This is a genomic window from Rhodococcus sp. IEGM 1351 (genome assembly GCF_030056875.1).
Taxonomy (GTDB): domain Bacteria; phylum Actinomycetota; class Actinomycetes; order Mycobacteriales; family Mycobacteriaceae; genus Rhodococcus_F; species Rhodococcus_F opacus.
Genome location: NZ_JASHKU010000011.1, coordinates 110,224 through 130,411 on the forward strand (window position 1 = coordinate 110,224; position 20,188 = coordinate 130,411).

Annotated in this window: 20 protein-coding genes; 8 read left to right on the forward strand and 12 right to left on the reverse strand. The window is 67.7% G+C overall.

Annotation, left to right across the window (positions count from 1 at the left end):
- Positions 1-2: 2 nt before the first annotated feature.
- The 4 genes from QM806_RS20420 to QM806_RS20435 are packed head-to-tail and all read right to left on the reverse strand — an operon-like array spanning position 3 to position 3,738.
- On the reverse strand, positions 3-1,337 hold the full coding sequence (locus QM806_RS20420) for a hypothetical protein (RefSeq protein ID WP_005569958.1): 1,335 nt from the start codon (positions 1,335-1,337) through the stop codon (positions 3-5).
- On the reverse strand, positions 1,334-1,696 hold the full coding sequence (locus tag QM806_RS20425; protein WP_005258829.1) for a hypothetical protein: 363 nt from the start codon (positions 1,694-1,696) through the stop codon (positions 1,334-1,336). Before QM806_RS20425 ends, QM806_RS20420 begins: the two co-directional genes overlap by 4 nt.
- Positions 1,697-1,891 carry a hypothetical protein gene (locus QM806_RS20430; protein ID WP_005258831.1) on the reverse strand — a complete coding sequence of 65 codons (195 nt, stop codon included), beginning with the start codon at positions 1,889-1,891 and terminating at the stop codon, positions 1,697-1,699.
- A complete protein-coding gene (locus QM806_RS20435; protein WP_054246682.1) occupies positions 1,888-3,738 on the reverse strand; it encodes a hypothetical protein in 1,851 nt (616 codons plus the stop codon). The genes QM806_RS20430 and QM806_RS20435 overlap by 4 nt, the downstream gene beginning before the upstream one ends.
- Positions 3,739-4,001: 263 nt before the next feature.
- Between QM806_RS20435 and QM806_RS20440 the strand changes: the two genes are divergently transcribed.
- A complete protein-coding gene (locus QM806_RS20440; RefSeq protein WP_167117594.1) occupies positions 4,002-4,514 on the forward strand; it encodes a CGNR zinc finger domain-containing protein in 513 nt (170 codons plus the stop codon).
- Positions 4,515-4,524: 10 nt separating this feature from the next.
- Here QM806_RS20440 and QM806_RS20445 read toward each other — a convergent pair whose 3' ends face one another.
- From QM806_RS20445 to QM806_RS20455, 3 genes are read right to left on the reverse strand one after another with little or no spacing between them, the layout of a single operon-like run.
- Positions 4,525-4,956 carry a VOC family protein gene (locus tag QM806_RS20445; protein WP_054246680.1) on the reverse strand — a complete coding sequence of 144 codons (432 nt, stop codon included), beginning with the start codon at positions 4,954-4,956 and terminating at the stop codon, positions 4,525-4,527.
- Between the two features lie 9 nt (positions 4,957-4,965).
- A complete protein-coding gene (locus tag QM806_RS20450; RefSeq protein ID WP_283292627.1) occupies positions 4,966-5,418 on the reverse strand; it encodes a helix-turn-helix domain-containing protein in 453 nt (150 codons plus the stop codon).
- A gap of 19 nt (positions 5,419-5,437) precedes the next feature.
- Complete coding sequence (locus QM806_RS20455) at positions 5,438-6,607, reverse strand: LLM class flavin-dependent oxidoreductase (RefSeq protein ID WP_283292628.1); 1,170 nt, start codon at positions 6,605-6,607, stop codon at positions 5,438-5,440.
- Positions 6,608-6,742: 135 nt separating this feature from the next.
- Between QM806_RS20455 and QM806_RS20460 the strand changes: the two genes are divergently transcribed.
- The 3 genes from QM806_RS20460 to QM806_RS20470 all read left to right on the forward strand — a co-directional run bounded on the left by QM806_RS20460 (position 6,743) and on the right by QM806_RS20470 (position 10,535).
- Positions 6,743-8,068 (forward strand): MFS transporter, encoded by a 1,326-nt coding sequence (locus QM806_RS20460; RefSeq protein WP_283292629.1) that lies wholly within the window; start codon positions 6,743-6,745, stop codon positions 8,066-8,068.
- A gap of 107 nt (positions 8,069-8,175) precedes the next feature.
- Complete coding sequence (locus QM806_RS20465) at positions 8,176-8,883, forward strand: TetR/AcrR family transcriptional regulator (RefSeq protein WP_005569961.1); 708 nt, start codon at positions 8,176-8,178, stop codon at positions 8,881-8,883.
- Complete coding sequence (locus tag QM806_RS20470; protein ID WP_005569963.1) at positions 8,880-10,535, forward strand: FAD-binding dehydrogenase; 1,656 nt, start codon at positions 8,880-8,882, stop codon at positions 10,533-10,535. The genes QM806_RS20465 and QM806_RS20470 overlap by 4 nt, the downstream gene beginning before the upstream one ends.
- Before the next feature lie 43 nt (positions 10,536-10,578).
- Here QM806_RS20470 and sfnG read toward each other — a convergent pair whose 3' ends face one another.
- A complete protein-coding gene (gene sfnG / locus QM806_RS20475; RefSeq protein WP_043791510.1) occupies positions 10,579-11,694 on the reverse strand; it encodes a dimethylsulfone monooxygenase SfnG in 1,116 nt (371 codons plus the stop codon).
- A 126-nt stretch (positions 11,695-11,820) separates the two neighbouring features.
- Between sfnG and QM806_RS20480 the strand changes: the two genes are divergently transcribed.
- Positions 11,821-13,032, forward strand: a complete 1,212-nt coding sequence (locus QM806_RS20480; protein ID WP_005569967.1) for an SfnB family sulfur acquisition oxidoreductase — start codon at positions 11,821-11,823, stop codon at positions 13,030-13,032.
- 60 nt (positions 13,033-13,092) lie between these two features.
- Here QM806_RS20480 and QM806_RS20485 read toward each other — a convergent pair whose 3' ends face one another.
- Complete coding sequence (locus QM806_RS20485; RefSeq protein ID WP_054246675.1) at positions 13,093-14,565, reverse strand: glycoside hydrolase family 183 protein; 1,473 nt, start codon at positions 14,563-14,565, stop codon at positions 13,093-13,095.
- 484 nt (positions 14,566-15,049) lie between these two features.
- On the opposite strand from QM806_RS20485, the gene QM806_RS20490 reads away from it, so the two are divergent.
- The 3 genes from QM806_RS20490 to QM806_RS20500 all read left to right on the forward strand — a co-directional run bounded on the left by QM806_RS20490 (position 15,050) and on the right by QM806_RS20500 (position 17,330).
- Positions 15,050-16,048: a ScbA/BarX family gamma-butyrolactone biosynthesis protein gene (locus QM806_RS20490; RefSeq protein ID WP_283292632.1), complete on the forward strand. Its 999-nt coding sequence runs from the start codon at positions 15,050-15,052 to the stop codon at positions 16,046-16,048.
- Complete coding sequence (locus QM806_RS20495; RefSeq protein ID WP_005569973.1) at positions 16,045-16,185, forward strand: hypothetical protein; 141 nt, start codon at positions 16,045-16,047, stop codon at positions 16,183-16,185. The genes QM806_RS20490 and QM806_RS20495 overlap by 4 nt, the downstream gene beginning before the upstream one ends.
- An 80-nt stretch (positions 16,186-16,265) precedes the next feature.
- Complete coding sequence (locus QM806_RS20500; RefSeq protein WP_005569974.1) at positions 16,266-17,330, forward strand: GAF domain-containing protein; 1,065 nt, start codon at positions 16,266-16,268, stop codon at positions 17,328-17,330.
- On the opposite strand, the gene QM806_RS20505 is transcribed toward QM806_RS20500, so the two are convergent.
- The 3 genes from QM806_RS20505 to QM806_RS20515 form a co-directional block, all read right to left on the reverse strand.
- Positions 17,253-18,329 (reverse strand): VIT1/CCC1 transporter family protein, encoded by a 1,077-nt coding sequence (locus tag QM806_RS20505; protein ID WP_054246674.1) that lies wholly within the window; start codon positions 18,327-18,329, stop codon positions 17,253-17,255. The genes QM806_RS20500 and QM806_RS20505 overlap by 78 nt on opposite strands.
- Before the next feature lie 67 nt (positions 18,330-18,396).
- Positions 18,397-19,065, reverse strand: coding sequence for a SanA/YdcF family protein (locus tag QM806_RS20510; protein ID WP_005569978.1), 669 nt, complete (start codon positions 19,063-19,065; stop codon positions 18,397-18,399).
- 20 nt (positions 19,066-19,085) lie between these two features.
- Entirely contained in the window at positions 19,086-20,120 is a 1,035-nt protein-coding gene (locus QM806_RS20515; protein ID WP_283292637.1) for an ABC transporter permease, read from the reverse strand.
- Positions 20,121-20,188: the final 68 nt, after the last annotated feature.

A 20,188-nucleotide genomic window follows, 5' to 3' on the forward strand; every position in this document is an offset into this window, starting at 1 on the left:
CGTCAGCCGCCGAACAGCAGGTACAGCCCACCGAAGGTGTACGTGACCATCGTGAACAGCAGTGCCAGCTGCCCGGTCAGCTGATGACCCCGCGGCAGGACCCGCACGGATTTGTCGTGTGCCGCAATCACTCCGAGGACGTGTCCGGCGAGGACGCACAGCACCTTGATCGATGCCGTCGCGGCCGGATGCTCGGACAGCACGTACCAGACGTCGGCGTCGCCGAGCCCCAGCGGGTTCCATCCCCGCCCCATCGGGTCGGCCAGCAGGATCACCGTCGCCTGCCCCTTCTCCACCAGATACGTCAGATAGTGGGCGAAGACGTAGCCGATGATGATCGGGATCAGCGAATGCGACAGCAGCCCGGGGAGAGCGGAGCGCTGCTCCGGTCGTAGTCCGCCCGCGGCCCGCGAGGCCACCCAGAACGACACCCCGACGAAGCCGATGAACACCAGCAGCCCCGCCGTGCGCACGAGAGTGGCGCCGATCGGCGAACCGATTCCGTCCACCAGCCGTGACCACCACGGGAACGCCGAGAAACTGTCGAAGGCCGTGGATCCCAGCAGCGTTGCCATCAGCGCGACCGAGCCGGCACGGACGGGCATCGATCCCAGGTGGTCCAGCGGATTGCGCAGCACGATCCGGCCGTCGTGCCGATCCCGGCTCAGCGGAGACAACCGCGACGCCAGCGTGCTGTACACCTCGAACGGATCGCCCCGCTCACACCAGCGTTCGCCGCACGCGAAGGCCCCGGCCGTCGTGACCACGACGTAGACCAGCAGCCAGGTGCGCACGGCGGCAACGGAACCCGGGTCGCCAGAGGCGAGCTCGAGCCAGACGAAGGCGAACAGTCCCGCGACCGCGGGCCAGTAGCCCCACGAGTTGCGGTACCGCGCATTGCCTTCTGCCGGCGAGCGCCCGATCGCCGCGCACACCGATCGGTGTACCGTGCGGACCGGGGAGAGCACCCGCCACACCGGGCCGAACGCCAGCGACGCCGCGACCAGTCCCACCCAGAGCAGCACGTAGAACACGCCCGGCAGTGCATTCTCCGACGATGCCGCGGGTCCGAAGAACGCCGCGAGGGCCACCCACACCGCGAGCACCACACCGAACGCCGCCAGCACGTTCCGCGTGATCGGCGCGTCGGCGAACCGCGTCACCCAGCCCGGCAACCTCCGCCCGGGACTGTCCGGATCCAGTTTCGGGGTGCGCCACGCGAACGCCAGGACCACGAAAGACACGGTGAGCGCCCAACTCGCCCCGATCAGCGCATACGTGAACGGAATCGGAAGGTCGGTGGATCCACCGAGGCCGTGCGCGAGAACAACGGTCATGGACGCACGAGCAGGGTGGCCACCGTCTTACCCGTGTCGTGCAACTCCACCGCCACCTGGCCCGGAACGTCCACGGAGAACTGGGTTTCCTGCGTTCCGGGGTGAATCTCGAACGAATGTTCCGGCACGGCGTGCACGTGCAGTTCGTCGGCGGCGTCGCTCTCGATCCGCACGGTGACGGTCTCCCCCACCGTGGCCTCGATGCGCTCGTTGCTCGGTGTGACCGAGCCGCTGTCGATCACGACGTCGATCACGACACCGTCCTCCGTTGCCGGAGTGTCGTTGTCGCCTCCACAGCCCGACACCAGGGTGACGACGACAGCAGGTACCACGACAACTCCGGCCAACCGCCTGATCACCTAATTCTCCTCGTCTTTCTCACTCGGGCCGTGTTTCGCACTCTCGGCATTCTCGGCGGCTTCCGCCTTGCGGTCCCGGACCGCCAGGTAGATGACCAGGCCGGCCACCAGGAACGCAGGGACGAACGCGGGAATCGCCAGCAGCACCGAATGATCGGCGAGGAAGACGATGTCCGGGTCGTTCACCGGATTCATGTCACCGTCACGTCCTCACGGGTGCCGGTGGCCGCCTGACCCTGCGTGTACTTGCTGATCCGGCCCGCTCCCCAGGCCAGCGCGGTGATCAGCGCGAGAGTGCACACGAGCACGACCAGCGACGCGGCACCGAACAGCCAGGACGGGTGATCGAAGTTCCGCTCCCGCTGCAGGATCGTGATTTCCGGGACGAAGTCGCGGGTCGAGGACGCGACGGCGGGGAGTTCCTCGGCGCCGATGCCCGGGTCGCTGGGCAGGTAGATCGGGACGGCCGTCATCGTGCGCCCGTCCTGCACGCGCAGCAACGTCTTCCACGTTCCGTGGACCGGCACCGGTTCGTGAGTTCGGTAGGTGCCGGGCCCGGTGCGTTCGAGTCGGTCGACCGTGAATCCGTTGCCCAGTCCCGGGCCACCCTGCCAGGACAGAATGGACACCCAGGCGGGATCGTCGCCGGCGAGATCGGGTGGGTCGATGCGCACCTCCGCGTCGACCATCCGGCCGCCGTCCGGCGCGGCCTCCGTGAGAGCGATTGTCGCCGTGGCATTGTCCGGGACGGTCGCGACGAGGCCGTTGGCGGTGGCCCCGGCGATCACCACGACCGTGGCGACGACGATGGTGCGGCTGATCGCGGGACGCGGAAGCCCCTCGGATCGCAGTACCCGCCCGAGCAGGGCGCCGCACGCCCCGGCCGCGATGCCCACCGGCACGGCCATGGCCAGCGCCTCCGGCCACATGCTGGTGGGCCAGGGGTAGATGTACACGGCGTCGATCCACAGCGACTCGAGCCACAGCCCGACCGTCGCGACGAGGAGTCCGCCGACGGCACCGAAGGCCACCCGATTCTTGATCAGCGGTGTCAGGGCGAGCAGTTCGATCAGCACCGCGGCGCCGAGGCACAGTTCGAACACGTTCGTGGGGGCGCCGAGAACCGGTCCCACCATCAGTGCCGTGAGCGCACGCACGACGCCTGCCACCGCCACGGCCACGATCGCCGCGAAGGGTCCGAGAACGATGCGCGCCGCGACCAGGGTGAACGCGGCCGCGCCGGCGATCATCATCGGTTGCAGGACGAGGCGGAACTGTTCGACGCCGAAGTCGTATTCGATCTGGAAGACGGACAGGCCGATGAGCAGGCCACCGAACGTGCCGCACCGCAGGAACCAGATCAGCCTGCTGTCCTGCTTCGTGTCACCGGGGGTGGCCATCCGGCCCTCGTAGTCCAGGAGCAGGACGCCGATCAGCGACAGTCCCGCACCGCCGATCAGCATCAGGTGCGTCGGCCCCCACAGCGTGACGTCCTGACCGAAGATACGGTGCCAGACGTCGTCGAGCGGGAACCCGATGAGGGCGTACAGCCCCGCCCCGGCCACCAGGACGCCGCCGACCGGGACGTACCAGGTGCGCGTGATCTTGATCGCCGCCGGACCGGGTTTCTCGTCGCGCGGCAGGATCATCGCCAGCATTCCTGTGATGAACAGCAGGAAGAGTCCGACGAGGATGAAGTAGTGCGCGGGGTTCGCGAGCGGCCCGTCGTCGCGGCCTCGCCCGATGTGCAGGCTGACGTCCCAGATGAAACCGAAGAACGCCGTCAGGATGGTCCCGACGAACGTCACCAGGGGCAGTGCCACCCACGGGGGCCGGTCGAGCGCGCGCGCCGCCGTGTCGGCGGTCGTCTGCAGCCACGTGATCTTGCGTGTGCGGTGCAGGTACGCGATCCACAGCAGACCCACGGTGATGATCGCCGTCGCCACCGAGATTCCGATGATCTGATCGAACGCCGCACCGCCACCCTCTCCGCCCGATTGGGCAAGGATGGGTGAACTCGGAGTAACAGTAACTTGGCTCACGTGGTGATTATGTGCGCCTCGTGCCGAAAACGCCAGACCCTCGACCCGGCACACGGAGGTTCGTAGACAAATCTATTCACATCTGCGATCAGACGTAGATATGGCTAGATTCCTCTAGCGAGGCCTCGACCAGCAATAACTGCCACCGCCCGCACGAACAGCCGAGGTATGTGACGACTCCCGTGCTCGTCCGATGCCGAGATACTTCCTGCCAGTCGTGTTCGTGATGTTCACTCATGCACCCAGCGTGATGTAATGGCATTGTGCATCTCAACCCTTACGGCGAATACGCGGTCACCCTCGCCGCCGACCTTGCCAATCACCCGCCCGACTCGACCGGCGAACTCGTCGACCGGTGCGTCGATGCCGGCATCGTCGTCGACTTCCCCGTCACCGACGACGACCTCGCCGACGTGCTCGCGATGCTCGACCGGTGGTCGTCGATCGCGGACACCACCAGCAACGAAGCCCGGGCCGAACAGGTGAACCTCATGCTCACGAAGGCATCCGCCTACCCGCGACTGACCAACCACGCCGGCGACGGCTGGCACCTCCACTACCGCGACGACCAGCAGTCGCTGGCGGGCGTACTCGAGGCGCTCTTCTCGGTCGGCACCGCACTGCATCTCGTCGGCCGCGGCATGCACCGACTCGGCCGGTGCGCACTCGAGGAATGCACCGCCATCTACGCCGACACGTCCCGCAACGGCCGTCAGCGGTACTGCTCACCGAAGTGCGCGAACCGGGACGCCGTGCGACGTCACCGGGCGCGCTGACCCCTATCGCTCAGTGCGGGAAATCTTCTCCGGTGTATTCACGCTTCTCCACCAGCACCAGCCAGTTGCCGGAGTTGTCCCGCATCACCGCCTCGACGCCGTAAGGACGTTCGGCCGGAGGCTGGGTGAACTCGACGCCCTTGGCGACCAGATCCTCGTACGTCTGATGACAGTCGGTGGTGGTCAGCCCGAAACCGCCCATCGTTCCCGCGGCCAGCGACCGGCGGATCGCCTCCGCCATGTCGGCGTCGAGCGGCGGCCCCGGCTTCATGAGCGTGACCTCGAGTTCCGGGTGGTCGGGGTGCAGGATCGTCACCCACCGGAACCCGTCGCCCATCGTGACGTCGGTGCCCTCGGCGAAACCCAGCGTGTCGATGTAGAACTTCTTGGCGTCGTCCTGGTCGGTGACCCACAGGGTGACGAGAGAAACGTTGGTGATCATGCGACCAACCTATGTCCGGCGCGACGGACCGCGCTTCTCGGAAATTGCGGTATTTCTGTCGCTCAGCCCGTGCATGAACACGTAGCAGCCGGGGATACACGGCGCCCCGTGCTCGGCGAACTTCGCCTGGTACACCGACGGTGACGTGCCGACCAGCTGACGGAACTTGGCACTGAACGACCCGACGCTGGTGTACCCGACGAGGTGGCAGATCTCGGTGACCGTCAGGTTCGTCGCCCGCAGCAGGTCCTGGGCGCGCTCGACGCGACGCTCCGCGAGATACACGCCCGGAGTCCTGCCGTAGACCGCCGCGAAGCAACGGAGGAAGTGGTACTTCGACACCCCCGCCGTCGCCGCGAGTTCTCCGAGGTCGAGCGGTTGCGCGTAGTCACGGTCGGCGAGGTCGCGGGCACGGCGCAGGTGCGGGAGCAGTTCCCCCGGCACTCGCGCAGTTGCTGCCATGCCCCCAGTCTGGCAGTGGCTACCGACTCGAGGACAGGAACGCCGTCGACCCGGACAGGTCGCCGGGGCGCTGACTGCGCGACTGCACGAGCCCCCGGCGCTCGAGAATCGGCCGGACCCCTTCGCCGAAGTTGAAGGCCTCTTCGAGGTGCGGGTAGCCGGAGAGGACGAAGTGATCGAGCCCGAGCGCCGCGTACTCGGCGATGCGATCGGCGACCTCCTCGTGGGAGCCGACCAGCGCGGTGCCTGCGCCGCCGCGGACCAACCCGACACCGGACCACAGATTGGGGGCCACCTCGAGGGCGCGTGCTCCGGCGTCCTTCGAGTAGGCACTTCCCCCGCCGTGCAGTTCCCGCATACGACGCTGACCTTCGGAACCCGACCGGGCGAGGCTCTGCTGCGCCTGCTCGACCCTCGCCGGGTCGAGGGCGGAGAGCAGGCGGTCGGCCTCGGCCCACGCCTCCTCGGACGTGTCGCGGCTGATCACGTGCAGCCGGATGCCGTAATCGAGCGTGCGGCCCTGGACGTCGCCGAGGTCGCGGATCCAGGCGATCTTCCCGGCGACGGCGCTCGGCGGTTCACCCCAGGTGAGGTAGGTGTCGGCGAACTGGGAGGCCACAGTGCCCGCGGCCGGCGACGACCCGCCGAAGAAGATCGGTGGCACCGGGTCGGGGATGCGCTGCAACTGGGCGTTCTCGACCCGGATGTATTCGCCTGCGTAGTCGACCGGTCCGGTTCCCGCCCACAGCTTCCGGATGACGTCGAGGAACTCGCCGCAGCGGGCGTAACGCTGGTTCTTGTCGAGGTAGTCGCCGTAGGTGCGCTGCTCGTGGTCCTCACCGCCGGTGACGACGTTGAGCAACAGCCGCCCCTGCGACTGCCACTGGAACGTCGCCGCCATCTGTGCGGCCAGCGTGGGGCTGAGCAGGCCCGGCCGCAGTGCGACCAGGAACTTCAACGTCTCGGTGGTCTCCAGCATCATGGCCGTGGTGAGCCAGGCGTCTTCGCACCACGCGCCGGTGGGCGTCAGGACCGATTCGAAGCCGTTCGACTCCGCCGCCGCGCCGATCTGATTGAGGTACCGCAGCGTGGCGGGACGGTCTCCTGCCATGGAACTCCCGTGACCACCCGCCATCAGATTGCGGGAATCACCGTAGGTGGGAAGGAACCAGTGGAAATGCAGAGACACGCGCGATCCTCTTGTCGACGACAGATGGGCAGCGCTGGACAGTTCATCAACGACGAAGCCGTAGCGCGAGGGTTTCGATCACCGTGATTCGGAATCGTGCCCGACCGCAGCGAGCAGGGTTACGGTCGCCGCGCTATGACTACGCTGTCCGACGCCCCGTACACATCCTCGACCGAAACCGACCTCGAGCGGCGCGAGCGGCTCCGCACCGTCGTCGCCGCCAGCCTCCTGGGGACGACAGTCGAGTGGTACGACTTCTTCCTCTACGCGACGGCTGCCAGCCTGGTGTTCAACCAGCTGTTCTTCCCCGATCAGAGTTCGTTCGTCGGCACCATGCTGGCGTTCGCCACGTTCGCGGTCGGTTTCGTGGTCCGGCCGATCGGCGGAGTCGTCTTCGGCCACATCGGCGACCGCATCGGACGCAAGAAGACGCTCGCGCTCACCATGTTCATCATGGGCATCGCCACCGCTCTGATGGGTGTGCTGCCCACGGCTGCGCAGGTCGGGGTGGTCGCGCCGATCCTGCTGCTCCTCCTGCGCATACTGCAGGGGTTCGCACTGGGCGGTGAATGGGCGGGCGCCGTGCTGCTCGCCGTCGAACACAGTCCCGCGAAGAAGCGCGGCATCTTCGGCAGCATCCCCCAGATCGGTCTGGCGCTGGGCCTGGCCCTGGGCACCGGCGTCTTCGCCGCGTTGCAGGTGATCTTCGACGACGCCCAGTTCCTCTCCTACGGGTGGCGGATCGCCTTCCTGCTGAGCCTGATTCTCGTGTTCGTCGGATTCATGGTGCGGCTGAAGGTCGAGGAGACTCCGGCGTTCCAGGAGGTACACGACCTCTCGAAGCGCTCCTCCGCTCCACTGAAGGACGTGTTTCGCGGCCGGGTGCGCCGGGGCACCGTCCTCGGCCTGCTCTCTCGCTGGGGTGAGGGCGCCGCGTTCAACACCTGGGGCGTCTTCGCGATCACGTACGCCACCAAGAATCTGGAGTTCGCGAAGATCCCCGTCCTCCTGGTCGTCACCGTCGCCGCGACGGTCATGGCCGTGCTCCTGCCGTTCTCCGGCCTGCTGGTCGACCGTTACGGCGCCAAGAGGATCTACCTCGTCGGGATCGGGGCCTACGGGCTCGCGGTCTTCCCCGCGTTCGCCTTGTTCGGCACGGAGAATCTCATCCTGTTCGGTGTCGCGATGGTGCTCGTGTTCGGCGTCGTCCATGCCCTCTTCTACGGTGCGCAGGGCACGCTTTACGCGAGCCTGTACCCCACCGAGATCCGCTACACCGGCCTGTCCGTCGTCTACCAGTTCTCCGGAATCTACGCATCGGGCATCACGCCGATGATCCTCACCGCCCTGATCGCCGTCGCAGGCGGAACTCCCTGGCTGGCCTGCGGATACCTCGTCGCCACCTCGGTCGTCAGCGTGGTGGCGACGGCCCTGATCCGAAAGCAGGACCTCTACCTCTGAGACCGCAGAACTCTCCGGACGGGCTCTGACAGCCGAGTTCGATACACTGGTGTATCCGATACGCTAGTGTATCGACGGCTGCTGTCGAACCGATCGGAGGAGTGCCCATGCCGACGTCGCCGGCGCGCTCCACCGAGCCTGCCACCGACACACCCCGCCGGGTCACGAAACGGCGAGGCCAGACGCGTCGGCGTCTGCTCGACGCCGCGGTCGAGGTGTTCGCGGAGAACGGCTTCGGACGGTCGACGGTCGAGCAGATCTGCGAACGCGGTGGTTACACCCGCGGCGCCTTCTACTCCAACTTCGCATCGCTGGACGAGATGTTCTTCGCCATGTGGGAACAGCGCTCCAGCGCGATGCTCGCACAGATCCGGCTGGCCGCCGACTCGTCCAGCATCGACCTCTCGGGGCTCACGCCTGCCGAAAAACTGCGCGCCGGTACCGAACTGGTGCTCGGAGTCGTCCCCGTCGACGACCAGTGGTACCGGATCAACGCGGAATTCACCGCCCACGCCCTGCGCAACCCGTCGCTGAAGAAGGCCCTCGCAGCACGTGAGGACACGATTCTGGAGACCATCGTGCCGATCCTCGAGAAGGCGCTGCACCGGCTCGGGCGCCGCGTCGTCGGCGATCCCCGGGTGCTCGGCCGCGCGCTCGTCGCCCTGCACGACGGCACGAGCGTCCAGTGCCTCATCGAAGACGACGACGCGTCCGCCCGGGAACTGCGTCTCGAACTGTTCACCCACGTCGTGGCCGCGTACACCGAACCCGACACCACCCACACCCACACACACCGGAAAGAGGGGTCCTCGTGACCGAACAGGCTGATGTGATCGTCGTCGGCGCCGGATTGGCCGGACTCGTCGCCACCTACGAGATGGTCAAGGCCGGCCGGAAGGTGCTCGTCGTCGACCAGGAGAGTTCGGCGAATCTCGGCGGGCAGGCCTTCTGGTCGCTCGGCGGCCTGTTCCTCGTCGACAGCCCCGAACAGCGGCGCCTCGGCATCAAGGACTCGTACGAACTGGCGATCCAGGACTGGATGGGCACTGCGGCATTCGATCGCGCCCGCGAAGATCAGTGGCCGCGGCTGTGGGCCCAGGCGTACGTCGAGTTCGCGGCAGGCGAGAAGCGGCACTACCTCCACGACCTCGGGCTGCGGTTGATGCCGAACGTCGGGTGGGCCGAACGCGGACGCGGATCCGCACTCGGACAGGGCAATTCCGTCCCGCGCTTCCACATCACCTGGGGCACCGGACCGGGGGTCGTCGAAGTCTTCCTCACGCGCGTGATGGCCGCGTCGAAGCGGGGCCTCGTCACGTTCAAGCATCGTCACCAGGTCGACGAGATCGTCGTCACCGACGGCGCCGCCACCGGCGTGCGCGGCACAATCCTGGAACCGTCCACCGAAGCACGCGGTGTGAAAAGTTCGCGGACCGCGGTCGGGGAGTTCGAATTCTCCGCGCAGGCCGTCGTCGTCACGTCCGGCGGCATCGGCGGCAATCCCGAACTGGTCAAGAAGAACTGGCCCGCGCGCCTCGGCAAGGCTCCCGAGAACATGCTCGCCGGCGTCCCCGCGCACGTCGACGGCCGCATGCTCGAGATCACCGAGAACGCCGGCGGCAACATCGTGAACCGCGACCGGATGTGGCACTACACCGAGGGCATCCAGAACTGGGACCCGATCTGGCCGAACCACGGCATCCGCATCATCCCCGGACCGTCGTCGATGTGGTTCGACGGCAACGGCAAACGCCTGCCCAGCCCGAACTTCCCCGGTTTCGACACCATGGGAACCCTCGACCACATCATGAACAGCGGCCACCACCACACGTGGTTCGTCCTCGACCAGAAGATCATCGAGAAGGAGTTCGCGCTGTCGGGCTCCGAGCAGAACCCCGACATCACCGGCCGCGACTTCAAACTGCTCGCCGAACGCCTGAAGAAGGGCGCACCCGGTCCTGTCGAGGCGTTCAAACAGCACGGTGCGGACTTCGTCGTCCGCGACAATCTCCGTGATCTCGTCGACGGCATGAACGCCCTCACCCCGGAGGCACCGCTGAAATACGAGGACCTCGAACGCGAAATCGTGGCCCGCGACCGCGAGGTGAAGAACAGCTACACCAAGGATTTCCAGGTCATGGCGATCCGCAACGCACGGAACCTGCTGGCCGACAAGATCACCCGCGTCGTGAGCCCGCACGAGCTGCTCGATCCCAAGAACGGTCCGCTGATCGCGGTCCGGTTGCACCTGCTCACCCGCAAGACCCTCGGCGGGCTCGAGACCAACCTCGACTCGCAGGTGATCAGGCCCGACGGCACACCGTTCGAGGGTCTCTACGCCGCCGGTGAGGTCGCCGGATTCGGTGGTGGCGGCGTCCACGGTTACAGCGCGCTCGAGGGCACCTTCCTCGGCGGCTGCATCTTCTCCGGCCGGGCCGCGGGTCGCGCGCTGGCCCGGCACCTGTAGGCGGCTCCGCCGCCCGTGCGTGGTTGACGAGTCCCTGGACTCGCTAACCGCTCACGGGCGCGAGCCTCTCGGAAGCCTCGAGTTCGCGGACCAGCGGCAGCACGTTGGTGCCGAAGTACTCGATCTCCTCCTGGAAGTGCAGGAAGCCGCCCAGGATGAGGTCGACTCCGCGGCGGCGGTATTCGACGATGCGCTCGGCGATCTGCTCCGGCGTCCCGATCAGCTGGGAGCGGAATCCGTCGTTGTACTGGACGAGATCCTCGAACGTGGAGTCGGCCCACATCCCCGACTTGTCGGCGGTGGACGCGCCGGCCTGCTGGACGGCGGACCTGAATCCCTCGACCGCGGGCTTGTTCGCCTTCTCGATGATTTCGCGGAGGGTGTCGCGTGCTTCCTTCTCGGTGTCGCGGGCGATGATGAATCCGTTGAGCCCGAACTTCACTTCCCGGTTGTGCTCGCGGGCCACCTGTCGCACGTCGACGATCTGCTCGGTGACGCCGTCGTAGTCCTTGCCGTTGCTGAAGTACCAGTCGGAGTACCGGCCCGCGTTCTGCCGTGCGGCGGCGGAGTTGCCACCCTGGAACAGTTCGGGGTTCGGACGGTCGGGCGTGTTCAGCGGCTTCGGCTCGAGGGTGAAGTCGTGGATGCGGTAGAAGTCGCCACGGAAGTCGACGTCGTCCTCGGTCCAGATCTTGCGGAGCACCTGCAGGAACTCGGCGCTGCGCCGGTACCGCTCGTCGTGCTCGAGCCACGGCTCCCCGAGGTGGGTGAACTCGTCCTTGAACCAGCCGCTCACGACGTTGACGGCGAACCGGCCGTTCGACAGGTGGTCGGCGGTGGCCCCCAGCTTCGCCAGGACCGCGGGCTGCCACAGACCCGGGTGGACGGCAGCGATGACCTTCAACCGTTCGGTGGCCAGCAGCAGTGCGAGGCTGAAGCTGGTCGACTCGTGCTGGAACTCGGCCCCGTAGCTGGCCTCGTACCGGACCTGGCTGAGCGCGTACTCGAAACCGTTGTTCTCGGCGGTCTGGGCGAGCTTCTTGTTGTACTCGTAATCCCAGCTGGTCCGCTGTTCGATGTCGGACGTGACGAGCCCGCCACTGACGTTGGGCACCCAGTAGGCGAACTTGATCTGCTCAGCGATGTGTTCGGTTGACATACCCAGCATGCAACCCGCCCGTGCAGCCCACGCCCACCCTTCCAATCACTGCGCGCACAACCCTTCACCCGGCTCGCGAGTCCGTGTGAGGTTCGACGCCATGACCGCCGTACCGGGAGATCAGGCATGACCGCCGTTCAGAACGCCCACCGCATCAGTGACGAGGCCGAAGCCCTCGCCGTCGCCGCCGATCTCGCGGCACAATTCGCCGAGGAGGCGGCAGCTCGCGATGCCGGTCGGCAACTTCCCTACGAACAGGTAGGCGCTCTCGCCGCGTCCGGACTGCTCGCACTCGGTGTTCCCCGCGAGCACGGTGGCGTCGACGCGCGGACCGAAACCCTCGCCGAAGTCTTCCGTCTCCTGGCCGAGGGCGATCCGAGCATCGCGCAGATCCCGCACAGCCACTACACGTTCCTCGAGGTGCTGCGTCACCAGGGCACGCCGGCGCAGCAGGAATTCTTCTATTCCGAGGTGCTCGCGGGGCGCCGGTTCGCCAACGCCCAGAGCGAGCGCGGAACGAAGACGATCGACATCGACGCCACGACGCTCACCGAGCAGGGTGGTGACTTCGTCGTCGACGGTCGCAAGTTCTACAGCACGGGCGCACTGTTCGCCGACTGGATCGCGGTCCGGGCCACCCTTCCGGGGACGACGACGCCGGCAGGGAAACCCACCAAGGCCGTCGCCTACCTGCCGAGCACCGCTGCCGGGCTGTCGATCGTCGACGACTGGGACGGCATGGGGCAGAAGACCACGGCGAGCGGAACCGTCACGCTGGACGCAGTCCGGGTGCCCGCGTTCCACGTCGTGCCGTTCTCTCCCATCTTCGACGCACCCACCACGTACGGGTCGCAGGCCCAGATCCTGCACGCCGCGATCGACGCCGGGATCGCCGCAGCAGCCCTGAACGAGGGCGTGCGAACTGCACGTCAGGCAAGGCCCTATTTCGAGGCGGGCGTCACCGACGCCGTCGACGATCCCCTGCTGATCCAACTGGCCGGTGAGGCGTCGGTCAGCGTCCGGTCCGCGACGGCACTCCTCCGGGAGGGTGCGCGCAGCATCGACGCAGCCCGGCGCGACCTGAACGAGCAGGCTGCCGCGGTCGCCTCGATCGACGCCGCCGCAGCCAAGGTCGCCGCCGCCCGTGCGTCACTCGAGGCGTCGAGCGTGCTGTTCGAACTGGGCGGCACCCGCAGTGCGTCGGAAACGTCCAATCTGTCCCGGTACTGGCGCGACGCCCGCACCCACACCCTGCACGACCCCACTCGGTGGAAGATCCAGCACATCGGCCGGTGGACACTGTCGGGCACCGTCCCGCCCCGTCACGGCCTGCTGTAGGCGGCTCCGCCACCCGTGAGCGGTTAGCGAGTCCCTGGACTCGTCAACCGCGCACGGGCGCTAGCCGCCTAAATCCGCCTTCATGAGGAAGACGTTGTAGTCGGACCAGGTCGACATGGTGAAGTACAGATCGTCGCCGCTCGACCACGGGTGGATGAAGCCGCCGTACAGTTCCGGGTACTCGACGGCGCTGACCATCGGCGCCCCGTCGGACCAGACGCCCTGCGGCGAGTCGGACTCACGGAGAACGATGGCCGCCTTGGACGTGTCGAGGTACGCCATCTGCCACTTGCCGGTGGCCTCCTCGTAGCGCACGGACAGTTCGGCGGCGGGGGCGTCCACGATCGGCGTCGCCTCCGTGTAACCACCGACGGGCGTCCAGTTGCCGTTCTGCCAGTACTGGTACGCGGACGTGTTCAGCAGATCGGCGGCCGGGACGCGGGCCAGGCCGATGGCGCCGAGCCTCGTGTTGGGGGTGCCGAACATGTACACGAAGTCGCCGGCCGGGACCATCGACGCGACCTGGAACTTGGTGACCCCGAAGATGTTGTCCCACTTCGCGTACGGGTCCTTGGTCCACGTCGATCCACCGTCGTCCGAGTAGGCGATGCCGCCGTAGTTCGTCCACCACGTGGCGGGGATGCTGTTCCAGGTGCGGATCGACATGTAGCTCATGTACTGCCGGTTCCCGACGGCGAAACCCGAGGTCGGGATGGTGGTGATCTCGATGTTGTCGAGTTTGCGGCTGTCGAGCAGTTCCGCCGCGTGGCACCGGCTGTCCTGGACCATGCTGTCGAGGCTCATGCCGTCGGACAGGTTGCGGTCGGAGCTGAACCCGAGGACGTTGCTGCGCCAGTCGCCGCCCTGGCCACCGGGCGGCTGGAATCCCTTGCCGACCGTGTCGCCGAACGCGACGGCGATCTGGTCAGGGGCGCTCTCCCACATGATGCCGAGGTCGGTGCCGTTGACCTGGTAACGCTTGTCGGTGCGGCTGACCGAACCGGACCCGGTCACCTTGGCCACGCGGGTCACGTCGCCGATCTTCGGGGTTGCCGGGGCCGCGCTGCGCGGCGCCTCCTCGGTCGCGGGGTGCACGAGGGGCGGCGGCGGGGGCAACTGGATGTCGGCGCCCGGGACGGGAATACCGAAGTGGAAGGGTGTGAACTTCACGCTGACGTCCGGGATGTTCAGCACGCTCGACAGGTTTCCCGGGGCCTGGTCGGTCTCGTCCGTGAGGTCGGGGCACGGATCGGTGCACGTGTCGGCGGGCAACGCCTGCGAGACGCGGACGGGCTCCGTGACGGGAGCGGGATACGGCACCGTCGTGATCTTCGGGTACGGGATCGGGATCTCGAGCTTCTCCGGTATCAGTGAGTGCGTCTCGTTCGACACCTCGCTTGCGCAGGGACCGCTGCCGGGTATGCCGTTGGATACCGGTTCGGGTTCCGCGACGGCAGCGTTCTGGTTCGAATAGGCGATCATGCCCGAGCCGATCGCCACTGCCGCGACCGACGCGACCCACCTCTTCGACATCCCCGACCCCTCCGTCAACTCCGGCCACTCCCGGCGAGGGGAACATAGCATCGGCCTTCTACGCTCGCCGGTTACCACACGCCATACCTGGCAGTAACATTTCTGTCCCGATCCGGAACCGGGGCTGTGACTCCTGCCACGCGACAGCGGAAGTTACTCGTACGCGGAGTCACCGATACCGCAGGTCAACGATTTTCGACTGTCGCGTTCGCCTGCCGAACACCGTCACGGGATCGGTGAACACAGGATTACATCTGTTGACGCTCCGGATCGCCCGGTATTCACTGATCGTGCGCATCCACCGGGATCCCCGGCCCGCGACGAGACCCCGAGCTCCTCGCCCTCTGCGCTGCGGGCTCGCCCGCGTTCTTCCGATCCAGCGCGAACCACCGTTCTGCCCGGGTCCCGCATTCCACTGATCACCGCCGTCGTCGTCCGGCGACATCGACCCGTGCGAATTCCGCTGCCAACGAAAGGAATCGACATGACCGCCGTCCTGGAACGGACCCTGTCCTATTCGTCGTCCATCCCCCGCGCGCACGTGCACCGCGCCGCGATCTGCGAGGTCTTCCTCACCGACATCATCTGCGAGAGCTACCCACGATTCCGTCTCGGCATGCAGCTCCCCAGGGTCCACAGCTACTACAGCGATCACAATATCGTTGTACGACAGTATGATCCGCTGCTTCTTCTCGAAACGTTCCGGCAGGCGTCCATCCTGATCTCGCATCGGCACGTCGACGCTCCGCTCGACGCCAAGTTCGTGTTCAACGCCGGAGCGCTCGAGGTCGTCGACCTCGACGCCGTGAGAGTGGGTCCCGCACCCGCCGCGGGGGTTCTGGATGCCACGATCACCGCCGAGAAGAGGCGGGGCGCCGACATCGTCGGAATCACCCTCGCGATGACACTCGCGCTGGACGGATCTGCCGCGGCCACCATGAGCATGACCATCCAGTGGATGCCCGGCGACGCGTGGGACCACCTCCGGCAGAGGGGTCGAGCACCGCTGCAGCTCGATCCCGCCCGTTCGCATCCGTTGCACGAGCGGGTCGAGCCTCGGGAGGTGGCTCGACATTCGTTCGACAACGTGGTGCTGAGCCGGATCGGGGTCGACGGCGACACCGTGCGCAGCCAGGTGCTGGTCGATCAGGCCCACCCGGGCCTGTTCGACCACCCGCTCGACCACGTACCGGGCGCACTGATCTTCGAGGCGATGCGTCAGACCGCCCTCGCCGCCGCACACGAATTGTTCGGCCTGTCCCCGCGAATGCTCGTGCTCGTGGGATGCGACGCCGTCTTCGAAAGCTTCGGCGAGCTGGAGTTGCCGACGGATTGCGCGGCCGTCGCCGAGGCGGAAATCTGCTCCCGCCAGGTCGTCCTGTCCGGCACTCTGGCGCAGGAGGGCCGGCAGATCGCACACGGCCGGGTCACCCTGCAGCGAGTGAGCGCCTCGACTGCCGCCCTCGATCGGATCGTCCGATGACGACGCAGGTCCTGCGCGAGGCCGGGCTGATCACACAGGTCGACCGCGGCAATTCGCGGATGGCTCAGCTGCGCAGATCCGACATCGACTTCCGCTTCCCGGGACTCCTGGACGCCGTCGCGACCGCACCGGCCTGAACGCCGTCGCGGCGACCGTCTCGCCGAGCATCCGGATCACCGCCGTGGGATGATCGGGCGCCATGAGGGGGGCAGTACCAGTGGAACAACGGGGAAGCGGCGACGGCTGGATTCTGGTCGAAATCCTGGGGGACGCACCGACGGTGATCGCCGAGGGCATCAAGCAACGGCAGTGCCGGCCACTCGGCAACGTCTACCGCGGCAGAATGCTGACGCTGGTGGCGGGCGCCATCGACACGGTGAAGTCGTCGGGACAGCCGGTGCAGGTGACACTCGGCGAGCCGGTCGGCGATATCGATTTCGTCGTGGCGAAACCGGTACTCGGTCCGGGTGGGGACGTCCTCGCGGTGCAGATCTTCACCGGTCGTGCGGACTGTCCGGTGCCACCGCCGCACCGGGTAGCGGGATGGGAATGGAATCTGTCCGTGTCGGCGGGTCCGCGACGCACTCGATGGACCCGTGAGTTCCGGAATCTGTACGGAGTCGCGGACGCCCGGCCGGAACACGGCTATTTCGGTCTCGCCGACCTGTATCGGAGGGTGCCGCGGATCTCCGACATCGCGGTGCTGATGGAACGCCTCGACAACGCGCGGGACGGCGAGTTCCTGTCCGGCGAACTCATCGCCCGCCACGACGACGGAACGCTGCGCCTCGTCCGGTTCGTGCGCCGCGCCGTCGAGACACCCGAGGGGGTGGTGTTGCGGGGCGTCGATCACGACGTCACGCACAAGACCGACGTCGGCGAACTGGCGATCCGGGTGATGGATTCGGACGTCGCGTCGACCGTGCACGCGGTCGCCGGGGTTCATGCGGCACTGGTCGATTCACAGCACGGGTACGCCATCAAATGGATCACGGCACCGCTGGCGGGTCTGTCTGCGGCGGCGGAGGGCGGGCAGATCGGGCTGCTGCACGGCGACGACCTCGCGGCGGTGCGGCAACGGATCCCGGCTCGTCTTCCCGGAGTCGCCCGCGTCGCCCTGTCGGACGGGTCCTGGTCCCGGCACACGGTGCGCACGTTTGCCGTCCCCGGCTACGGTTCCACACCCGTGGTGATGATGACGCTCTCAGGCGCCTGTCCCGAACAGCATGCCCAGCAGGTAGGTGGCGGCGGCTGCGCCGTACCCGATTGCCAGCTGGCGTAACGCGCGCTTGACCGGGGGTCCACCCGACAGCAACCCCACCACCAGACCGGTCCCGAGCAACGCGACGCCGACCAGCGCAGCAGCGACCACGAGCGCGGCGGTGCCTTCCATGCCGAAGAGGTACGGCAGCACGGGGATCACCGCACCGGACGCGAAGAAGCAGAAACTCGCGGCAGCCGCACCGAGCCCGGTGCCGATGGCCTCGTGCTCGTCGGCGGTTTCCGTACCCGAGACGGGCTCGGGCTGAACGGCTCTCCGCAGCACGTCGGCCGCGCGTTTCTCGGCGTCCTGCGCGGGCATGCCCCGCGCGCGGTACACGAGTGCGAGTTCGTTCGCGTCGACGTCGAGGAGCGGCACCGCCTCACGGGCGCCCTGCCCCGGCGCCGACGCCTCGAGCAGTTCACGCTGCGACCGCACGGACACGTACTCGCCCGCGCCCATCGACAACGCGCCCGCGAGCAGACCTGCGAGCCCGGTCAGCAGGACGATGTGATTGTCGACGCCGCTACCGCTGATGCCGAGGACGAGGGCGAGATTGCTGACCAGGCCGTCGTTGGCACCGAACACGGCGGCACGAAAGGTGCCGGACAGACGATTTCGCCCGCGCGCCGCGAGCGCCCGCACCACCTCTTCGTGGATGCGCTCGTCCGCGCCCATGGCGTCGGTGGCGTCGACGTCCGTCGGGTACGGCGACCGGGTCTCCGCGCGCTGCGCGAGGGCCAGCACGAACACCGATCCGAACCGCCGGGCCAGCACACCGAGGATGCGTGTGCGGACGTCACCGCGTACGGGCTTGCCGACGTGTTCGCCGAGCAGCTCGCGCCAGTGCGCCTCGTGCCGTCCCTCGGCGTCGGCGAGCGCCAGCAGAATCTCGCGTTCCTCGCCGGTCCGACGTTTCGCGAGGTCGCGGTAGACGGCCGCCTCGGCGCGTTCGTCGGCGAGGTAGCGACGCCATTTCCGGATTTCACGCGGACCGGGATCCGGTCGTGCACCAACCATCGTCCGCCTCCCGATCGTCGACGGGAGAAGCCTACCGACGCACCCTCCCCTCCGCGGCGGTTCGGGATCAGTCCTCGGCGGCGAGCGCCTTCCCGAGTGAGTCCTCCGGCTCGGAGACCACCACGGGATCGCGCCCGGACAGCAGGTCGAGGACGGCCTTCGGCCGGGCCAGTGATTCGCGCACGGTGTTCCTGGCCATCGTGATCGGGCGGCATTCGCATCCGGCGTTGACACCGGCGACGTCGATCCCGGCACCGCGGCACAGCGCGACCGCACGGGGGACGTGGAAACCCTGAGTGACGATCAGCGCCTTGGTCACGCCGTACGTCTGGACGGCGCGAGCGCACGTGTCGTAGGTGTCGAGCCCGTACCGATCGCCGACGATCTTGCTGCGGTCGATGCCCTTCTCCACCAGGTATTCCGTCATCGCCGCGATCTCGTCGCCGGATCTGCCTGCGCCGTCGCCGGAGACGAGGACTGCCCGCGCACGGCCGTCCTGCACGAGACGGACGGCGACGTCGAGGCGTCCGGCCAGGTACTCCCGGGGTTTGCCGTCGCGCACCTGCGCACCGAGGACGATGACCACCGGTGCTTCGGGTGCGTCGTCGATGTCGTAGACGTGGCCGGAGGCCTCGCGCGATATCCACACCGTCGACGCCGCGACGACGAGGACCGCGAGCGCGCCGAGGCCCGCTCCGATGCCGACCAGTCGGCGGACGATCCGTCGTTCCCCCATGCCGCCATCAAACCACAGCGTCAGGCGACGGCCGGTTCTTCCCCGGCGCGCCGCTCACGCAGTCCGGATACCAGGCACAGGCCGAGCCCGAACAGAATCCAGCAGGTCAGCACGAGCACTGCCGCACCGGCTCCGTGTCCGTCGAAGAACGCCGTCGACCGCACCATGGTTCCCGCCGCTCCGGGTGGCAGCAGCTGACCGAATGCGCCCCACCCCGACGGCAGCCACGCCGCGGACGTCGCCAGGCCGGACAGCGGATTGGCGAAGAAGATCATCGTCACCGCGCCGAGCGCGAACCCCGCTGTGCCCAACACCGATTCGAGCCCGAGAACGGTCAGCGAGATGGCGGCGATGCCGAGCACGACGGCGCCGGTGGTCGTCCAGTAGTTGCCGTCGACGCTTCCGAGACCGAACTGCAGGATTGCCGTCAGCACCACCCCGGCGCTCACGGCGAACAGCACCGCCCCGGCCACCCGCCGACCGACACTGCGCGGAAACAGCCGCACGAGCGCGAGCGCGGGGATCATGCCGCCGAAGACCAGGGGAAGCGCCAAGGCGCCGAGACCGACGCCGGCGGGGTCGTCGGCCGTCAGCGGAACGACGTCCTCGACCGGAACGGTGTGTCCCGCAGTCTTGCTCATGCCCGCCGCGATACCGTTCATCGTCTGCGCGATGGGTGCCCCGCCGGCGCCCGCGGACAGGACCTTCGTGCCGTCCGGTGTCGCGACGATTCCGCCGACCACCTCCCGGTGTTCGATCGCCGTCCGGACCGCACCGGCGTCGGGAAAGCGCTCGGTGACGAACGCGCCGGGGTGCCCCGCGGCGAGCGCGGAGTCGATCCGGGTGACGGCCGCGTCGGGTCCGGCGACGCCCAGCCGGAGGTCGTGCGGGCCGCTGTTGACGGCGGGCAACGCGAACGCCAGCAGCATCAGCGCGATCACCGCGGTGAGTCCCAGCACGACAGCGGCCAGTTTCGCAGGATCGGACGGGCCGTGCGCCGACCGCCCGGTCGGCTCCGTGCGCGGCGCGAGTGTCCCGGTATCCGAAGTGCTCATCGGACTCCCCTTCAAACTAAGTGGAGGAAATTTCTCCGTTACTTGTGGAGAATATTCCTCCGGTTATG